The sequence below is a fragment of the Cryptosporangium japonicum genome (assembly GCF_039524755.1).
GTDB lineage: Bacteria > Actinomycetota > Actinomycetes > Mycobacteriales > Cryptosporangiaceae > Cryptosporangium > Cryptosporangium japonicum.
The window spans coordinates 363898-378665 of the sequence record NZ_BAAAGX010000023.1; the positions used below are offsets into that span (position 1 = coordinate 363898).

Genomic DNA, 14768 nt, shown 5'->3' on the forward strand with positions numbered 1-14768 from the left:
GATCCGCACTCACGATCGCGTTTGCCCGACGAATTGATGGTTAGGCTGACCGCGTGCCTAACTACGCGACCGCTGACGCGGTTGACCGGGACGCGTTGCTGGAGTTCCTGAGACCACGTCACCACGGGCTGCTCGCTACCACCCGCAAGGACGGCCGGCCCCAGCTCTCGCCCGTGACGTGTGGGGTGGACGCCGAGGGCCGGATCGTCATCTCCACGTACCCCGATCGGGCGAAGGCGTTCAACGCACGTCGGGACACCCGCGCGAGCATCTGCGTGATGTCGTCCGACTGGGACGGGCCGTACGTCCAGGTGGACGGCTCGATCGAGGTGCTCGACCTGCCCGAGGCGCTCGAGCCGCTGGTGGACTACTACCGGTGCATTTCCGGGGAACACCCCGACTGGGACGGCTACCGCGCCGCGATGGAGCGGCAGGGCAAGAGCCTGCTGCGCATCACGATCGAGCGCTGGGGTCCGATCGCCACCGGTGGGTTCCCGCCCCGTCTCGCCGAGCAGTTCGGTGGAGCCAGTTAGCGGCATTTGACCGAAGTCCGACAGAGCCCCCGCTCACACGTCCGCAGGGGGCTCCCCTCGGGGTCCTATCCTGTCGCCAAGAAGCGGGAGGAGGGGTCGGGTGACATCGCAGGACGCCGGACCTCGCCTCGGGGACCGATATGTCCTCCGTGAGGTATTAGGGCGCGGTGCGACCGGTGCGGTGTGGGCAGCCCACGACATCCACCTCGATCGGCCGGTCGCGGTCAAGGTTCTGATCGACGCCGGCGACACGCTCACGACCCCGGAGCGCTTCCAGCGCGAAGCACGCACCACCGCTCGGCTGAACCACGCGAACATCGTGGCGGTGTACGACGTCGGTCGCATCAGCAAGCGCGACTCGATCGACGTCGCGCCCGGGACCCCGTTCCTGGTGATGGAGCTGCTCACCGGTGGGAGCTGGAAGGACGCGCTCGGCGGGCCGCTGCCCCGGCCGGAGAAGGTGGCGGGCGCGCTGGCCGGAGTGGCCAGGGCACTCGCGGCCGCGCACGCGGTCGGCGTCACCCATCGGGACATCAAACCGGCGAACGTGCTGCTCACCGCCGAGGGCGAGGCGAAGCTCGCCGACTTCGGCATCGCCAAGTCGACGGAGTCGACCGGCCTGACCCGCCCCGGGGACATCGTCGGCACGCTCGCGTACACCGCGCCGGAGTGCCTGGAGGGGCAGGCCGCCGGTCCGGCCGCGGACGTGTGGTCGTTCGGCGTGATGCTCTACGAGAGCCTGGCCGGGCACCGCCCGTTCGAGCAGGAGACGCTCGGCGCGCTGATCACCGCGATCCAGTCCGGGCGGTACCGGTCGCTCGCGTACGATCTGCCGTCGCTCCCGCACGCTCTGTCGGCCACGGTCGACCGGTGCCTCGACCCGGATCCGCCGCACCGCCCCACCGCGGCCGAGCTGGCCCGCGTCCTCTCCGACGCGGTCGCCACCGCGGCGAACAGCGGTTCAGCTCCGCCCACCACCATCACGCCCATCTCCGGCCCACCGTCCTTCGACCCCACCACCGACGCCCCGGCCGCCTGGCCCCCCGTAAGCAGCCCACCGGTCTCCGGCCCGCCCGTTTCCGGCCCGCCCGTATCAGGACCGCCGGTATCAGGACCGCCGGTATCCGGACCGCCGGTCTCCGGGCCGCCCGGGGGCGGCTGGCGGTCGGCCGGGCCGCCGCCGTCGCCGCCCACCTCGGGCCAGCGGACCGGGCCGACCGCGCGCGTACCGTCGGCGCCCGGCAGCCCCGTCCCGATCCCGGGCCCGTACAGCGGCTCCCGCCGGTCCGCCGCCGCGACCGGCGCACCCTGGGCCGGCGTGCCGCCGGTGAACCCGCCGGTGCCGTCCAGCCCTCCGGAGGAGCCACGCAAGCGCCGCCGCTGGGTGCTTCCGGTCGCCGCCGGAGTGGTCCTCGTCCTACTCGCGGGCGGCGCAGTCGCCGGCCGCAGCCTGTTCCACGCCGTCGCCGGCTGCAGCGGCGAACTGCCGCTCGTCGTGGCCTCGTCGCCGGAGAAGGCCACCGTCGTCACCGCGCTCGCCGAGCGCTACAACAGCGACCCCGACGACGTCGACGGCACCTGCGTCCGCGTGCGCATCGTCATCGCCAAGTCCGGTGAGGCCGTGGAGGCACTGGCCAAGGGCTGGCCCACCGCCGACTACGGCGACCGTCCGGACGTCTGGACGCCGGCCTCCAGCGTGTGGGTCGGCCTGCTGGGCCAGAAGGCCGGCGCGATCGGCGCGACGGCGAAGGCACCGAGCCTGGCCCGGTCCCCGCTGGTGATCGCGGCGCCCGAGGCCACCGCGAAGGCGATGGGCTGGCCGGCCAAGACCCCCAGCTGGCGCGAGATCGCCGGCTACGCCGGTAACGACGCCGAGTGGAAGCGGGTCAGCAAGTCCACGAGCCCGTTCCTGTTCGCCCGCACGAACCCGCTCGTCTCCACGTCCGGCCTGCACGCGACGCTCGCCGCCTACCTCGCCGCACCCGGCCGCACCGGTGACGTCGAGGAGGACCTCGAGCGTGACAGCGTCCGGCTGTTCCTGCGCACGCTGGAACGCTCGACCGACCGCTACGGCGACACGACGCTGACGTTCCTGGACACGCTCCGGCAGCAGGCCGAGCAGTCCGGCACGTCGTCGGTGTCGGCGCTCGCCGTGGAGGAGCAGACGGTCTGGGCCTACAACCAGGGCGAACCGATGAGCGCGGGCAGCAGCCACCTGCCTGCCCCCGCGGAGAAGCTCGTCGCGATGCAGCCGAGCGACGGCACGCTGGTCTCCGACCACCCCTACGTCACCGTCGACTCGGTGATCGACGCACCGTGGGTGACGCCGGCCAAGCGGGCCGCCGCCGACGACTTCCTGACGTTCCTGCTGGAGGACGAGCAGCAGGCCGCGTTCCGCGCGGCCGGGTTCCGGGACAGCGACGACGAGCTCGACCCGGAGGTCGTCGCGAAGTCCGACGGCTTCATCGCCGAGCGCCCCGCCACGATGTTCCCCTCGCCGCAGCCGGCGGCGGTCGCGGCCCTGCTGGACGCCTGGCGCAACCTGAACCGGCCGGCCAACGTCCTGATCGTGCTGGACACGTCGGGCTCGATGAAGGAGCCGGTGGCGGGCACGAAGTCGACGCGCCTGCAGCTCGCCACGCAGGCCGCCGAGGCCTCGCTCGACTACTTCGGCACGAACGACCGCGTCGGTCTCTGGGAGTTCTCGACCCGCCTCGCCGGCTCGGTCGACCATCGGCAGCTCGTTCCGATCAGCTCGAAGAACGAGGGCGCGCTCACACGCGCACTGCAGAGCCTGACCCCGAAGAACGACACCGGCCTGTACGACACCGCGCGTGACGCCGTGGAGCTGGTGCGTTCCCAGAGCGACGCCGACGGCATCAACGCGGTCGTGCTGCTCACCGACGGCGACAACCAGGATCCGGGCAGCATCAGCCCGCAGGCGCTGCTGGCGGGGCTGAAGACGAAGGCGAAGCCCACCGTCCGGGTGTACCCGGTGGCGTTCGGCGACGAGCTCACCCCGGACGGCAAGCGTGTGCTCAACGAGATCGCCAAGACCACCGGCGGCCGCTACTACGAGTCGAATGACCCTCGTCGCATCGAGTCGGTTCTGGGCGACGTGATGTCTAACTTCTAGAGGTGTCGTCGCTCGGAACCCAGATCGCGCAGTCGCTGCCGATCTTCCTGCTGATCGTTCTGGGCTACGCCCTCGCCGCGTTCGCTCCCTGGGCGCGCGAGGCCGGCGGCGCGCTGAGCACGTTCGTCTTCAACGTCTCACTGCCGGCCCTGCTGTTCTCGATCACCAGCACGCCGTCGCGCTCGACGCCGAGCTGGAAAGTCGTCGGGGCGTACTTCGGCGGCTGTTTCGTGATTTTCGCGGTCGCGCGCCTGGTCGCCCGGTTCGCCACGAACCTCGACGGGATCGACGGCTCGCTGTTCGCGATCGGCGGCATCTTCTCGAACAACGTGTTGCTCGGTATCCCGCTCGCCCAGGCGTTCCTGGGGCCGGCCGCGCTCCCCGTCGTCGCGATGGTGTTGATCTTCAACGCCGCCGTGCTGTGGACGCTCGCCACGGCGTCGATCGAGCAGGCCCGCGGGGGTGAGCTGACCGCGCGGGCCCTGCTCCGGACCGCCGTGTCGGTCACGGTGACGCCACTCGTGCTGGCTATCATCGTCGGTACCTGCGTGCGGCTGATCGGGCTGCGGGTTCCGCGGCTGCTGGCCGAGCCGATCGAGTCGCTCGGGCACGCGGCGACCCCGCTGGCGCTCGTCGTGCTCGGGATCGGGCTGCAGCGGTACGGGCTGCGTCACGGCTGGAAGATCAGCCTCGGCATCACCGTGGTCAAACTCGTCCTGCATCCGCTGGCCGTGTGGCTGCTCGCGCTCGCGCTCGGCCTGTCGACGATCGAGACGCTGGCCGTGGTGCTGATGGCGTCGATCGCGACCGGCGCGAACGTGTACCTGATGGCGGAGAAGTTCGGCACGATGCAGGGTCCGGTGGCGTCGGCGATCGTCGTCTCGACCACGCTCTCGGTGCTCACGACCCCGATCTGGCTAGCCGTCGCGGGGAAGTAGGTCCTCGAGGTAGTGCGCCACGCCGTCCTCGTCGTTCGAGCGGGTCACCTCTTCGGCCACCGCCTTGAGCTCCGGGTGCGCGTTCGCCACCGCCACGCCCCGGCCGGCCCAGCCGAGCATCGGGACGTCGTTGGGCATGTCACCGAACGCCAGCACATCCGACGCGGCCACCCCGAGCGTGTCGCAGACCACCGCGAGACCGGCCGCCTTGGTGACGCCGGTCGGGCAGATCTCCAGGAACCCCAGCCCGGCGTACGTCACCTCGCCGACCGCCGCGGGCACCACGGCCCGCGCCACCGCGAAGAACTCCTCGACGTCGAGCCCGGGTTTGGCGACGAACACCTTGAGCAGCTCACCGGCGAACATGGCCGCGCGCTCCGCGGGCTCCCACGGGTCGGGGAACGGCCACTCGAACGTCGGGTCGCCGTGCAGCGGCGCGTGGTCGGCCTCACCGGCCTCCACCGTGACCAGCACCGGGCCGACGCGCTCCTCGATCATCGCGACCGCCTGCGCCGCCACCGCGCCGGCGATCCGTGTCGCCTTCAGCACGCCGCCGGTCTCCAGGTCGAGCACGAACCCGCCCTGCGCGCACACCAGGTAGCGGGACACGTCGACGGCGGCGGCGGACAGCGTCCGCAGCCGCGGACCACGGCCGGTCACGCCGACGACCTCGACGCCGGCGTCACGCACGCGGCGCAGCACGCCGTGGGTGTACTCGGACACCGTTCCGTCGGAGCGGATCAGCGTGCCGTCCAGGTCGGTCGCTACCAGAGCGGGAAGCACTGATGCCCCATCGGCCGCACGAACCTCAACGCTTAGGGAAACCACCGGCTGAGTGCGGTGGCGCACCCGTCCAGGTCCACCGGGTCGGTGATCTCGTCGGCCACGTCCTTGACGACGTCCATCGCCTGGCCCATGGCCACCGCCCAGCCGGCCCACTTGAACAGCTCGATGTCGTTGGTGCCGTCACCGATGGCCAGGACGTCGGCCGCGTCGACGCCGAGGTCGGCGCAGACCATCGCGGTGCCGGTCGCTTTCGAGACCCCGGCCGCCTGGACGTCGAGCCACGCGCTGAAGCCCAGGTCCCAGCTGTACTGCGCCGGGTCGAGCACCTCCCGCGCGACGGCCGCCATCTGCGTGACGTCCCAGCCGGGCCGTACGCAGACCAGGCGGACCACCGGCTCGGCGACCAGCGTGGCCAGGTCGACGACCTCCTGGGTGCCGACCGTGAACTCCCGGTGGAAGCCGTCGGTGGTGAGGAAACCCCTGGCGTCGCGCTCGGCCGCGAACACGGCGCCCGGGATGCGTTCGGCCAGCGCGGAAGCGGCCGCTGACGCGTCGACGGTCACGCGGTGGGTGGTCTCGCCGGTTTCGGCGTCGTAGACCACCGCGCCGTTCGTGCAGACGAGCTCGACGCCGTGGATGCCGAGCGCCACCGCCGTATCGAGGGCATCGAGCACCGCCCGGCCGGTCGCGACGACAACCGGAACCCCGGCGTCGATGACCCGACCGACCGCGGCGGCCACCGCGAGGCTCGGCTGGGTGCGGGCCGGGCCGTAGTTCACGACCGTGCCGTCCAGATCGAGCGCGACGAGCTTGGGACGCCAACCGGGATCTGGTTGTTTCACGGCGCGAGCACGTCCCGCCCACCCAGGAAGGGACGCAGCGCATCCGGCACCGTCACCGACCCGTCGGCCTGCTGGTGGTTCTCCAGGATCGAGACGATCCAACGGGTGGTGGCCAGCGTGCCGTTGAGCGTCGCCACCGGCTCGGGCTTCCCGTTCGCGCCGCGGTGGCGGATGTTGAGCCGACGCGACTGGAAGTCGGTGCAGTTCGACGTCGACGTGAGCTCGAGGTACCGGTTCTGGCTGGGCAGCCACGCCTCGCAGTCGAACTTCCGCGCGGCCGACGAGCCGAGGTCACCGGCGGCGACGTCGATCACGCGATAGGGGATCTCCACCTTGGCCAACATCTCCTCCTCCCACGCGAGCAGGCGCAGGTGTTCCTCGTGCGCCTGGTCGAGCGTGGTGTACGAGAACATCTCGACCTTGTCGAACTGGTGGACGCGGATGATCCCCCGGGTGTCCTTCCCGTACGAACCGGCTTCCCGGCGGTAACAGGTCGACCAGCCCGCGTAGCGCTTCGCCCCGTTCGACAGGTCGATGATCTCGTCGGAGTGGTACCCGGCCAGTGCCACCTCGCTGGTGCCGACCAGGTACAGGTCGTCGGCCTCCAGCCGGTAGATCTCGTCGGCGTGCGCACCGAGGAAGCCGGTGCCGCCCATGATCTCGGGCTTGACGAGCGTCGGGGTGATCATCGGCGTGAAGCCGTACTCGACGGCCTGCGCGACCGCCATGTTGAGCAGCGCGAGCTCGAGCAGCGCGCCGACACCGGTGAGGAAGAAGAAACGCGAGCCGCCGACCTTGCTGCCCCGCTCCATGTCGATGGCGCCGAGCTTCTCGCCGATCGCGAGGTGGTCCAGCGGGTTCTCCAGCTGCGGGATCGTGCCGACCTCGCGGATCACGACGTAGTCGTCCTCGCCGCCGGCCGGCGCGCCCTCCTCGACGATGTTCGGCACCGCGAGGTGCGCCTCACGCAGCGCGGCGTCGGCCTCGGTCTGCTCGGCCTCGGCCGCCTTGACCGTGGCCGCGAGCTCGCGGGCCGCCGTGACCAGGGCCGGGCGCTCGTCCTTCGACGCTGCCTTGACCTTGTTCGAGACCGTCTTCTGTTCGCCGCGCAGCGCGTCGGCCTTGGCCACCGCGGCCCGACGCCGTTCGTCGGCGGCGAGCAACTCGTCCACCAGGGACTCGGACTCCCCGCGAGCACGCTGGCTGGCGCGAACGGCGTCCGGATTGTCCCTGAGGAAGCGAAGATCGATCACTGCCCCAGACTACTAGCGACGCCCTCCTCGATTTCTGCCGCCAGATCGACGGTCACGGTGAGGGTGCCGTCTTCCCAGTGCCGGTGGGTCGGGAGGCCGAGGCCGGCCAGCAACCGCAGCATCGGGACGTTGTCCGGACGGACCAGCGCGTGGATCCGATCGCACTCCGCGTCCACCGCGGCGGCGAGCAGGCGGCGGGTCACCGCGGTACCGAGCCCGCGCGACTGCCAGGCGTCCTCGACGAGCAGGCCCAGTTCGGCGGGGGTGGCGTCGTCGGCGCCGCACCACATGAGGTTGCCCAACGCGACGATCGTGCCGTCGACCTCGCCGACCAGCGCGACGCCGAGCCGCGGGTTCACCAGCCGGGCCAGTTGCTTGCGCGGGACCCGCGTCAGGCCGGAGTGGTAGCGGCGGAAGCGCGTCTCGTCCGAGCAGCGGTCGTGCATCGCCGCGATCGCGTCGACGTCCGTCACCGACGCCCGCCGCCAGGTGACGACCCCTTCCGGGGCGCCGGCCAGCAGCGTCGCCAGGTCGGCGAGCGCGTGCGCCCGTGCGGCCTCGGAGGGCGTCAGCCGGGAATCCATCCGGACGACGCGGAGCGAGCCACCGCGGGGGTCGCGCAGCCGCAGCTCACCGTCGTCGGGGACCGGCACGCCGGCCGGTGACCATTCGACCGCGCCGCCGTCCAGCAGGTCGGACAGCGCCAGCGGCAGGCTCTCCGGGTCACGCACGAGCCGGGCCGCCAACTGCAGCGCCCTGGTCGGTGGGTCGGCCAGACCGTGCACGTCGGCCGGGCGGACCACGGCCCGTCGACCGCCGCCGGCCGCCACCGCCGCGGTCAGGTCCTCCGCGGTGAGGGAGGCCGGAGCGTCGGCCACGAAGTCGTCGACCGCACCCGCGACCACCGGGTGTACCTGGACGGAGAGGATGTTCACCGACAGCTCGCCGAGGCTGCCGGCGAGCGCGGCGAGCCGGCCGGGCTCGTCGTCGACAACGGTGCGGATCTGCCAGAGCGTCATGGGCCAATCGTGCGTGCCGAGCATTTCGGGATCGTTCCAGAGGGGTGACCCGGGCCCGTGCGTTGGATCACAGGTCCTGCGGGAGCGACCCGCGTACCATGAAATAACGTGCAGTTTCTTCAGGCCTCCGGCGGGCCCACCACGCCGACAGCTGACCTGACCTACAACGACGTCTTCATGGTGCCTGCGCGCTCCGACGTCAAATCCCGCCTCGACGTGGACCTCGCTACCGTCGACGGTGCCGGGACGACGATTCCGCTGGTCGTGGCCAACATGACCGCGATCGCCGGACGCCGGATGGCCGAGACGACGGCGCGGCGCGGCGGGCTGACGATCATCCCGCAGGACATCCCGCTCGACGTCGTCGCGAGCGTGATCGAGTGGGTCAAGCAGCGTCACGTCGTGTACGAGACCCCGGTGACGCTCACCCGGCACGACACGGTCGGGGACGCGTTGGCGCTGATCCACAAGCGTGCGCACGAGGCCGCGGTCGTGCTCGACGGGAACCGGCCGGTCGGTGTGGTCACCCCGGCCGACTGCTCGGGCGTCGACCGGTTCACCCAGGTCGAAGAGGTGATGAGCAGCGAACTGCTGACGATCACCGAGGGCACCCCGATGGACAAGGCCTACGGGACGCTGCACGACTCGCGGCGCCGGATCGCGCCCGTCGTGGACGCCGACGGTGCGCTGCTCGGTGTCCTGACCCGCACCGGCTCGCTGCGCAGCACGCTCTACACCCCGGCGCTCGACGCCAACGGCAAGCTGCGCATCGGCACCGCGATCGGCATCAACGGCGACGTCGCCGGCAAGGCGCGGGCCCTCCTCGAGGCCGGCACCGACGTCCTGGTCGTCGACACCGCCCACGGCCACCAGGAGCGGATGATCGCCGCGATCCGCGCCGTGCGCTCGGTCGATCCGCACGTGCCGGTGGTGGCCGGAAACGTCGTCACCCGCGAAGGCGTCCGTGACCTCGTCGACGCCGGGGCCGACATCATCAAGGTCGGCGTCGGCCCGGGCGCGATGTGCACCACCCGGATGATGACCGGCGTCGGGCGGCCCCAGTTCAGCGCGGTGCTGGAGTGCTCGGCCGAGGCCCGCGCGCTCGGCAAGCACGTCTGGGCCGACGGCGGGGTCCGCCACCCGCGTGACATCGCGCTCGCGCTGGCCGCCGGCGCCGCCAACGTCATGGTCGGCTCGTGGCTCGCCGGCACCTACGAGAGCGCAGCCGACCTGCAGCAGGACGGCGACGGACGGCTCTACAAGGTGTCGTTCGGCATGGCGTCCTCGCGGGCGGTCCGGCACCGCACCCGCTCCGAGTCCGCGTTCGACCGGGCCCGCAAAGCCCTGTTCGAGGAGGGCATCAGCTCCGGGAAGATGTACATCGACCGCGAACGCCCGGGCGTGGAGGACGTGATCGACCAGATCGTCGCCGGGCTGCGGTCGGCGTGCACGTACGCCGGCGCGAGCTCGCTGGAGGAACTGCACGAGAAGGCCGTCGTCGGCATCCAGTCCAGCGCCGGGTACGACGAGGGTCGTCCGCTGCGTACGAGCTGGTGAGCGACCTGGTGGCCGCGGTTCGGGCGGCGCTGACCGCGGCCGCCGACCCGGACCGGGCGCCCGGCATGCAGGCCTACATGAAGTCGACGATGCCGTACCTCGGCGTTCCGAAGCCGGTGCGTGCGAAGGCGCTCAAGCCCGTGTTCGTCGAGCACCCGCTGCCCGACCGTGCGAGCTGGGAGAAGGCGGTCCGCACGCTCTGGCACGAGGCCACGTACCGCGAGGAGCGCTACGCGGCGATCGACCTGACCGGGCACCGCGCCTACCGCCCGTTCCAGGACGCCGCGGCCCTCGACCTGTACCGCGAACTCGTCGTCGACGGCGCCTGGTGGGACTACGTCGACGAGATCGCCAGCCGGCGGGTCGGTCCGATCCTGCGTGCCGACCGCGTGGGCGTCACCCCGGTGATCCGGGCGTGGAGCACCGACCCCGACAAGTGGCTGCGTCGTACGTCGATCATCTGCCAGCTGAGCTTCAAGCAGGACACCGACCTCGCGCTGCTCACCGACGCCATCGCGGCGAACGTCTACGACCGGGACTTCTTCCTGCGCAAGGCGATCGGCTGGGCGCTGCGTCAGTACGCCTGGTGCGACCCGGAGTGGGTGCGTGCGTACGTGGGCGCCCACGAGAGTGAGCTTTCGCCCCTCTCCCGCCGGGAGGCGCTGAAGAATCTCTAGGCTGGCCCCGTGGTCGAGATGAGCCGCGAACGTTTCGAGGAGCTCGTCGGGGACGCGTTGGACGCGGTCCCGGAGGAACTGCTGCGCCGGATGAGCAACGTGGTCGTGCTGGTCGAGGACGATCCGCCGGAACGCGGGCTGCTCGGCCTGTACGAGGGGCACGCGCTCACGGATCGGGGCTGGGATTACGCCGGCGTGCTGCCGGATCGGATCACGATTTTCCGTAACTCAACGCTCGCTATCTGTTCCACCGAGCAGGACGTCGTCGACGAAGTGGCAATCACCGTCGTCCACGAAATTGCCCACCATTTCGGCATTCCGGATGAGCGGCTCCACGAATTGGGCTGGGGCTGACCAATTGCCGACTGGGTGCCGCACGTCGTTGGCCTGCGGGTCCTACCCTGATGTCACTGTCATGCGGAGGGAAATCTCATGCGCTCTGAACTGTTCGCCGCCTCGAACATGGAGCAGGAGTCGGCGCAGCCGGGCCTGCGCCTCCAGAATTCGAAGCTTCTGAAGGTGGAGCTCCGCGGCGAGATCTTCGCCCGAGTCGGCTCGATGGTCGCTTACCAGGGAAACGTGCAGTTCCAGGCTCAGGGCTCCGGTGGCCTCGGCAAGTTCCTGAAGCAGAAGCTCACCGGCGAAGGTGTGCCGCTGATGAAGGCGGTCGGCCAGGGTGACGTCTTCCTCGCTGACAACGCGTCGGACATCTACCTGATCGACCTCGAGGGCCCGCACGACGGTCTCACGATCAACGGCGCGAACGTGCTCGCGTTCGAGCCCACTCTGCAGTGGGACATCAAGATGGTCCAGGGCGCCGGCATGTTCTCGGCGCAGGGTGCGTTCAACACGGTCTTCTCCGGCCAGGGTCGGATCGCGGTGACGTGCAAGGGCACGCCGGTCGTGCTGCGCGTCGACCAGCCGACCTACGCCGACCCGCAGGCCGCGGTGTGCTGGTCGGCGTCGCTGCAGACCGGCTACCACCGCGCCGACCAGCTCGGCCTCGGCACGCTGATCGGGCGCACCACCGGTGAGGCGTTCACGATGAGCTTCGCCGGCCAGGGCTTCGTCGTCGTCCAGCCGTCCGAGCAGCCCGCGGGGCTCGGTGCCGGTGGTGGCGGCGGTCAGCAGCAGCAGGGCGGCCTCGGCAGCCTCTTCAGCTGAGTGGTTGCTCGCCGGCCCCCAGCACGGGGCCGGCGAGCTGGTCGGTCACCCGCAGCTGCCGCAGCGCCGCCAGGAGACCTGGTCCTCGGCGGCCACCGCGTCGCGACCGGCGTCGTCGAGCAGGCAGCAGGTGAGGCACGGCTGGCCGTAGGCCGGCAACGTGTACGCGTAACAGCAGGTGCGGCGCAGCAACAGCGGCCGCCACCCCTGGCCCTCGTCGAGCTCGGCGATCTCGACGAGCTGGGAGACCCCGTCGGGGAGGATCGACAGCAGCCGCTGCACGGTCGCGGCGCGATCCGGCAGGAACGTGGGGTCGGCGGTCGCCGCCGGGTACCCGATCGACTGGGCCACGGTGCCCCACAGCGGCCGCGGCCCGCCACCACGGAGGGCCCGGAACGCTTCGACGGCCGGTTCCAGATGGTTGTCGACGAGCGTGCGCCGCAGCACCGCCAGCAGCTCGTCCTCGGTCGCCACCACCGCGACGCCGTCCTGCCCGGCCATCGGGTCGTCCGGCAGCACCGTGTAGTGCAGGGAGACGAACTCCAGCCGCGGTTCGTCGGCCGCCTCGATGTGCATCCGGACCCGGGACGGCGAAACGTCGACGACGCGCCGCTCGGTGACCCAGCGGCCCACCGCCACCTCGATGAGCGCCCAGGTGTACGCCTTGAACGCGAGCGCCGAGGCGACCGGGAACCGGGCACTGCCGTGGTACTCGCCGTAGCGGGTGATCCAGTTCCGGAGTGCGCGCGGGTCGGACAGGACCCCCACGTCGACACACCCTCTGGACGTTGTCATGCGGTTAGGTTAGCCTAACCACACCAGAGAGGGAACTGCTGGGGTACGAGGGGAGCCGTGCCTAGTCTGTCACCTTTGGTACGCCCGGCCGGGCGACTCAGCCCCGCCCGGCCGGGCGTTTCATTTGTACCCGTCCTGCTCAGACCTCACCCGCGCGGACCCGCGCCAGCCAGCCCGCGGCGTCGGCGAAGTCGGCGTCCGACGGCTCGGCCCGTCCGTCCCCTTCGTGATCGACGCCGGCCCGCGGGTACGAGCCGAGGAAGCGGACGTCCGCGCAGACCCGCCGCAACCCCATCAACGCCTCACCGACCCGGGCGTCCTCGATGTGCCCGTCGCAGTCGAGGAAGAAGCAGTACCGCCCGATGCGCTCCTTGGTCGGACGCGACTCGATGCGGGTGAGGTTGATGCCGCGGACCGCGAACTCGGTCAACACCTCCAGCAGCGCCCCGGTGCGATCGTGCGCGATGAACGCGACGAGCGACGTGACGTCGGCACCGGTGGGCGCCGTCGGCCGCGTGGGCCTGGTCACGAGGATGAAGCGGGTGACCGCGGCCGCGTTGTCCCCGACGTCGACGGCCAGTTCCGCGAGCTGATTACGCTGCCCGGCCACCGGCGCGCACACCGCGGCGTCCCAGTCGCCCCGGACGACACCCTCGGCGGCGTCGGAGGTCGACGGCGCGGTGATGAGCTCGGCCTGCGGTACGTGCCGTCGTAGCCACCCCTGGCACTGGGCCAGCCCGTGGGGGTGCGACGCGACCGTCTTCACCGTCGTGAGGTCGGCTCCCGCGGACGCGTACAGGTTGAACGTGACCGGCAGGAGCACTTCCCGCTTGATCATCAGCCGCTCGCCGCCGGCCAGCCCGTCGAGCGTCGGGGGCACCGCGCCTTCCACGGAGTTCTCCAGCGGGACGAGCGCGGCGTCGGCTCGTGAGTCCCGGACCGCCTGGAGGGCTTCCGGGACCGTCACCATTGGGAGCAGCTCGGCACCGAACGTCTCGGGGAGCGTTCGTAGCGCCTGCTCGGTGAAAGTACCGGCCGGTCCCAGGTAGGCGTATCGGGTGAGCTCCGCAGACATGCCCGGAGCCTAACCGTCCGGTCAGACGCGATGAAAAAACGTCAGCGAGCCGAGCACCGCTCCACCGACACGAATCGGCGTGGAGATGGCGTCGAGCGTCCAGGTGGACGCCCCGGAGCGGATTCGCAGGAGGCCGCGGGCGAGTGCCCCGGTGGACAACGCGAGCAGCGGCGGGATGCGCTCCACCTCGTCGGGGCGCAGGCGGATACGGGAGGCGCTGAAGTCGATCAGCTCGACGACGTCCTCGAGGAGGCCGCGGCCGACCAGGGCCCCCTCGTGCGAGGGCAGCCCGAGCGCGCCGTGGCAGCTCGACGACGCGGCCAGCACGACGCCGTCCCGGTCGAGGAGCAAGCAGGGCTCCTCCGCCTCGCTGACGGAGTGCAGCCAGTTTTCCAAAGGCCTGATGCCGTCCACGAGCCGTAACGTCGGAACGACGTCCGAGGCGACCTCGGTGGTGGCAACGGACATGTCGATGTGGGCCATGCGGGCGTGTGCCCTCCCTCCCAACGATCGCCATCCATGGGCAGAAGTACCCCGAACTACGGATTCGTAGTCGCTGCACTCCGAACGCCCACTACCAGAGTAGACGCCATTACAGGATGCGTACCGGATAGCGACAAAGAGTTGTGTCACTCCGAACGGATGTCCCGTGAGTTGGGATCGACGTGCCCCACGAGACGCAGTGCGTCTCAATGGTTCACAGCAGTTGCCGGATCCGTCCCACCGATGGCGATCTTGATCGATTGCGGAATCCGTGGAATCTGCGTGCCGACGCCAACGATTCTTTGAATCGGGTTCAAGGATGCGGCGGTGATGGGGTCTACGGCGGACGTGCCGGCGCTACGAAAGGAGGATGACCCGCGGGATCCGTACCCCGGACATGCAGAAGGGCCGCTGCCCACAAGGCAGCGGCCCTTCTGTAAAGAAAGTCCGGCGGTGTCCTACTCTCCCACACCATCACCAGTGCAGTACCATCGGCGCTGAGGAGCTTAG

General features: G+C 70.8%; 14 protein-coding genes. 7 read left to right on the forward strand and 7 right to left on the reverse strand.

The features are described 5' to 3' along the window. Positions 1 to 53: 53 nt before the first annotated feature. The 3 genes from ABD437_RS29580 (at position 54) to ABD437_RS29590 (ending at position 4607) form a co-directional block, all read left to right on the forward strand. Positions 54 to 533, forward strand: coding sequence for a PPOX class F420-dependent oxidoreductase (locus ABD437_RS29580; protein ID WP_344652208.1), 480 nt, complete (start codon positions 54 to 56; stop codon positions 531 to 533). Between the two features lie 100 nt (positions 534 to 633). Further along, positions 634 to 3669, forward strand: a complete 3036-nt coding sequence (locus ABD437_RS29585; RefSeq protein WP_344652209.1) for a protein kinase domain-containing protein — start codon at positions 634 to 636, stop codon at positions 3667 to 3669. A 2-nt stretch (positions 3670 to 3671) separates the two neighbouring features. Beyond that, positions 3672 to 4607, forward strand: a complete 936-nt coding sequence (locus ABD437_RS29590) for an AEC family transporter (protein ID WP_344652210.1) — start codon at positions 3672 to 3674, stop codon at positions 4605 to 4607. On the opposite strand, the gene ABD437_RS29595 is transcribed toward ABD437_RS29590, so the two are convergent. Genes ABD437_RS29595 through ABD437_RS29610 form a run of 4 tightly spaced genes read right to left on the reverse strand, consistent with a single transcriptional unit; the run spans position 4587 to position 8507 of the window. Then, positions 4587 to 5390, reverse strand: a complete 804-nt coding sequence (locus ABD437_RS29595; RefSeq protein WP_344652211.1) for an HAD family hydrolase — start codon at positions 5388 to 5390, stop codon at positions 4587 to 4589. The two genes, ABD437_RS29590 and ABD437_RS29595, sit on opposite strands and share 21 nt — an antisense overlap. Before the next feature lie 32 nt (positions 5391 to 5422). Further along, the gene (locus ABD437_RS29600; RefSeq protein ID WP_344652212.1) at positions 5423 to 6235 is read right to left on the reverse strand and encodes an HAD family hydrolase; all 813 of its coding nucleotides are present in this window, start codon (positions 6233 to 6235) and stop codon (positions 5423 to 5425) included. Further along, on the reverse strand, positions 6232 to 7488 hold the full coding sequence (gene serS, locus ABD437_RS29605; protein ID WP_344652213.1) for a serine--tRNA ligase: 1257 nt from the start codon (positions 7486 to 7488) through the stop codon (positions 6232 to 6234). The genes ABD437_RS29600 and serS overlap by 4 nt, the downstream gene beginning before the upstream one ends. Beyond that, complete coding sequence (locus ABD437_RS29610) at positions 7485 to 8507, reverse strand: GNAT family N-acetyltransferase (protein ID WP_344652214.1); 1023 nt, start codon at positions 8505 to 8507, stop codon at positions 7485 to 7487. Before ABD437_RS29610 ends, serS begins: the two co-directional genes overlap by 4 nt. 177 nt (positions 8508 to 8684) lie before the next feature. Between ABD437_RS29610 and ABD437_RS29615 the strand changes: the two genes are divergently transcribed. The 4 genes from ABD437_RS29615 (at position 8685) to ABD437_RS29630 (ending at position 11905) form a co-directional block, all read left to right on the forward strand. Beyond that, positions 8685 to 10064 (forward strand): GuaB1 family IMP dehydrogenase-related protein, encoded by a 1380-nt coding sequence (locus tag ABD437_RS29615; protein WP_425558278.1) that lies wholly within the window; start codon positions 8685 to 8687, stop codon positions 10062 to 10064. Further along, entirely contained in the window at positions 10061 to 10741 is a 681-nt protein-coding gene (locus tag ABD437_RS29620) for a DNA alkylation repair protein (RefSeq protein ID WP_344652216.1), read from the forward strand. Before ABD437_RS29615 ends, ABD437_RS29620 begins: the two co-directional genes overlap by 4 nt. 18 nt (positions 10742 to 10759) lie before the next feature. After that, entirely contained in the window at positions 10760 to 11095 is a 336-nt protein-coding gene (locus ABD437_RS29625; RefSeq protein ID WP_344652239.1) for a metallopeptidase family protein, read from the forward strand. 78 nt (positions 11096 to 11173) lie between these two features. Beyond that, positions 11174 to 11905, forward strand: a complete 732-nt coding sequence (locus ABD437_RS29630) for an AIM24 family protein (RefSeq protein ID WP_344652217.1) — start codon at positions 11174 to 11176, stop codon at positions 11903 to 11905. A gap of 45 nt (positions 11906 to 11950) precedes the next feature. Here the strand turns inward: ABD437_RS29630 and ABD437_RS29635 are convergent, their stop codons facing one another. From ABD437_RS29635 to ABD437_RS29645, 3 genes are all read right to left on the reverse strand, one after another. Further along, on the reverse strand, positions 11951 to 12700 hold the full coding sequence (locus ABD437_RS29635; protein WP_344652218.1) for a hypothetical protein: 750 nt from the start codon (positions 12698 to 12700) through the stop codon (positions 11951 to 11953). Between the two features lie 139 nt (positions 12701 to 12839). After that, on the reverse strand, positions 12840 to 13775 hold the full coding sequence (gene pheA / locus ABD437_RS29640) for a prephenate dehydratase (protein ID WP_344652219.1): 936 nt from the start codon (positions 13773 to 13775) through the stop codon (positions 12840 to 12842). Positions 13776 to 13796: 21 nt separating this feature from the next. Continuing rightward, the gene (locus ABD437_RS29645; RefSeq protein ID WP_344652220.1) at positions 13797 to 14258 is read right to left on the reverse strand and encodes a hypothetical protein; all 462 of its coding nucleotides are present in this window, start codon (positions 14256 to 14258) and stop codon (positions 13797 to 13799) included. Between the last annotated feature and the right edge of the window lie 510 nt (positions 14259 to 14768).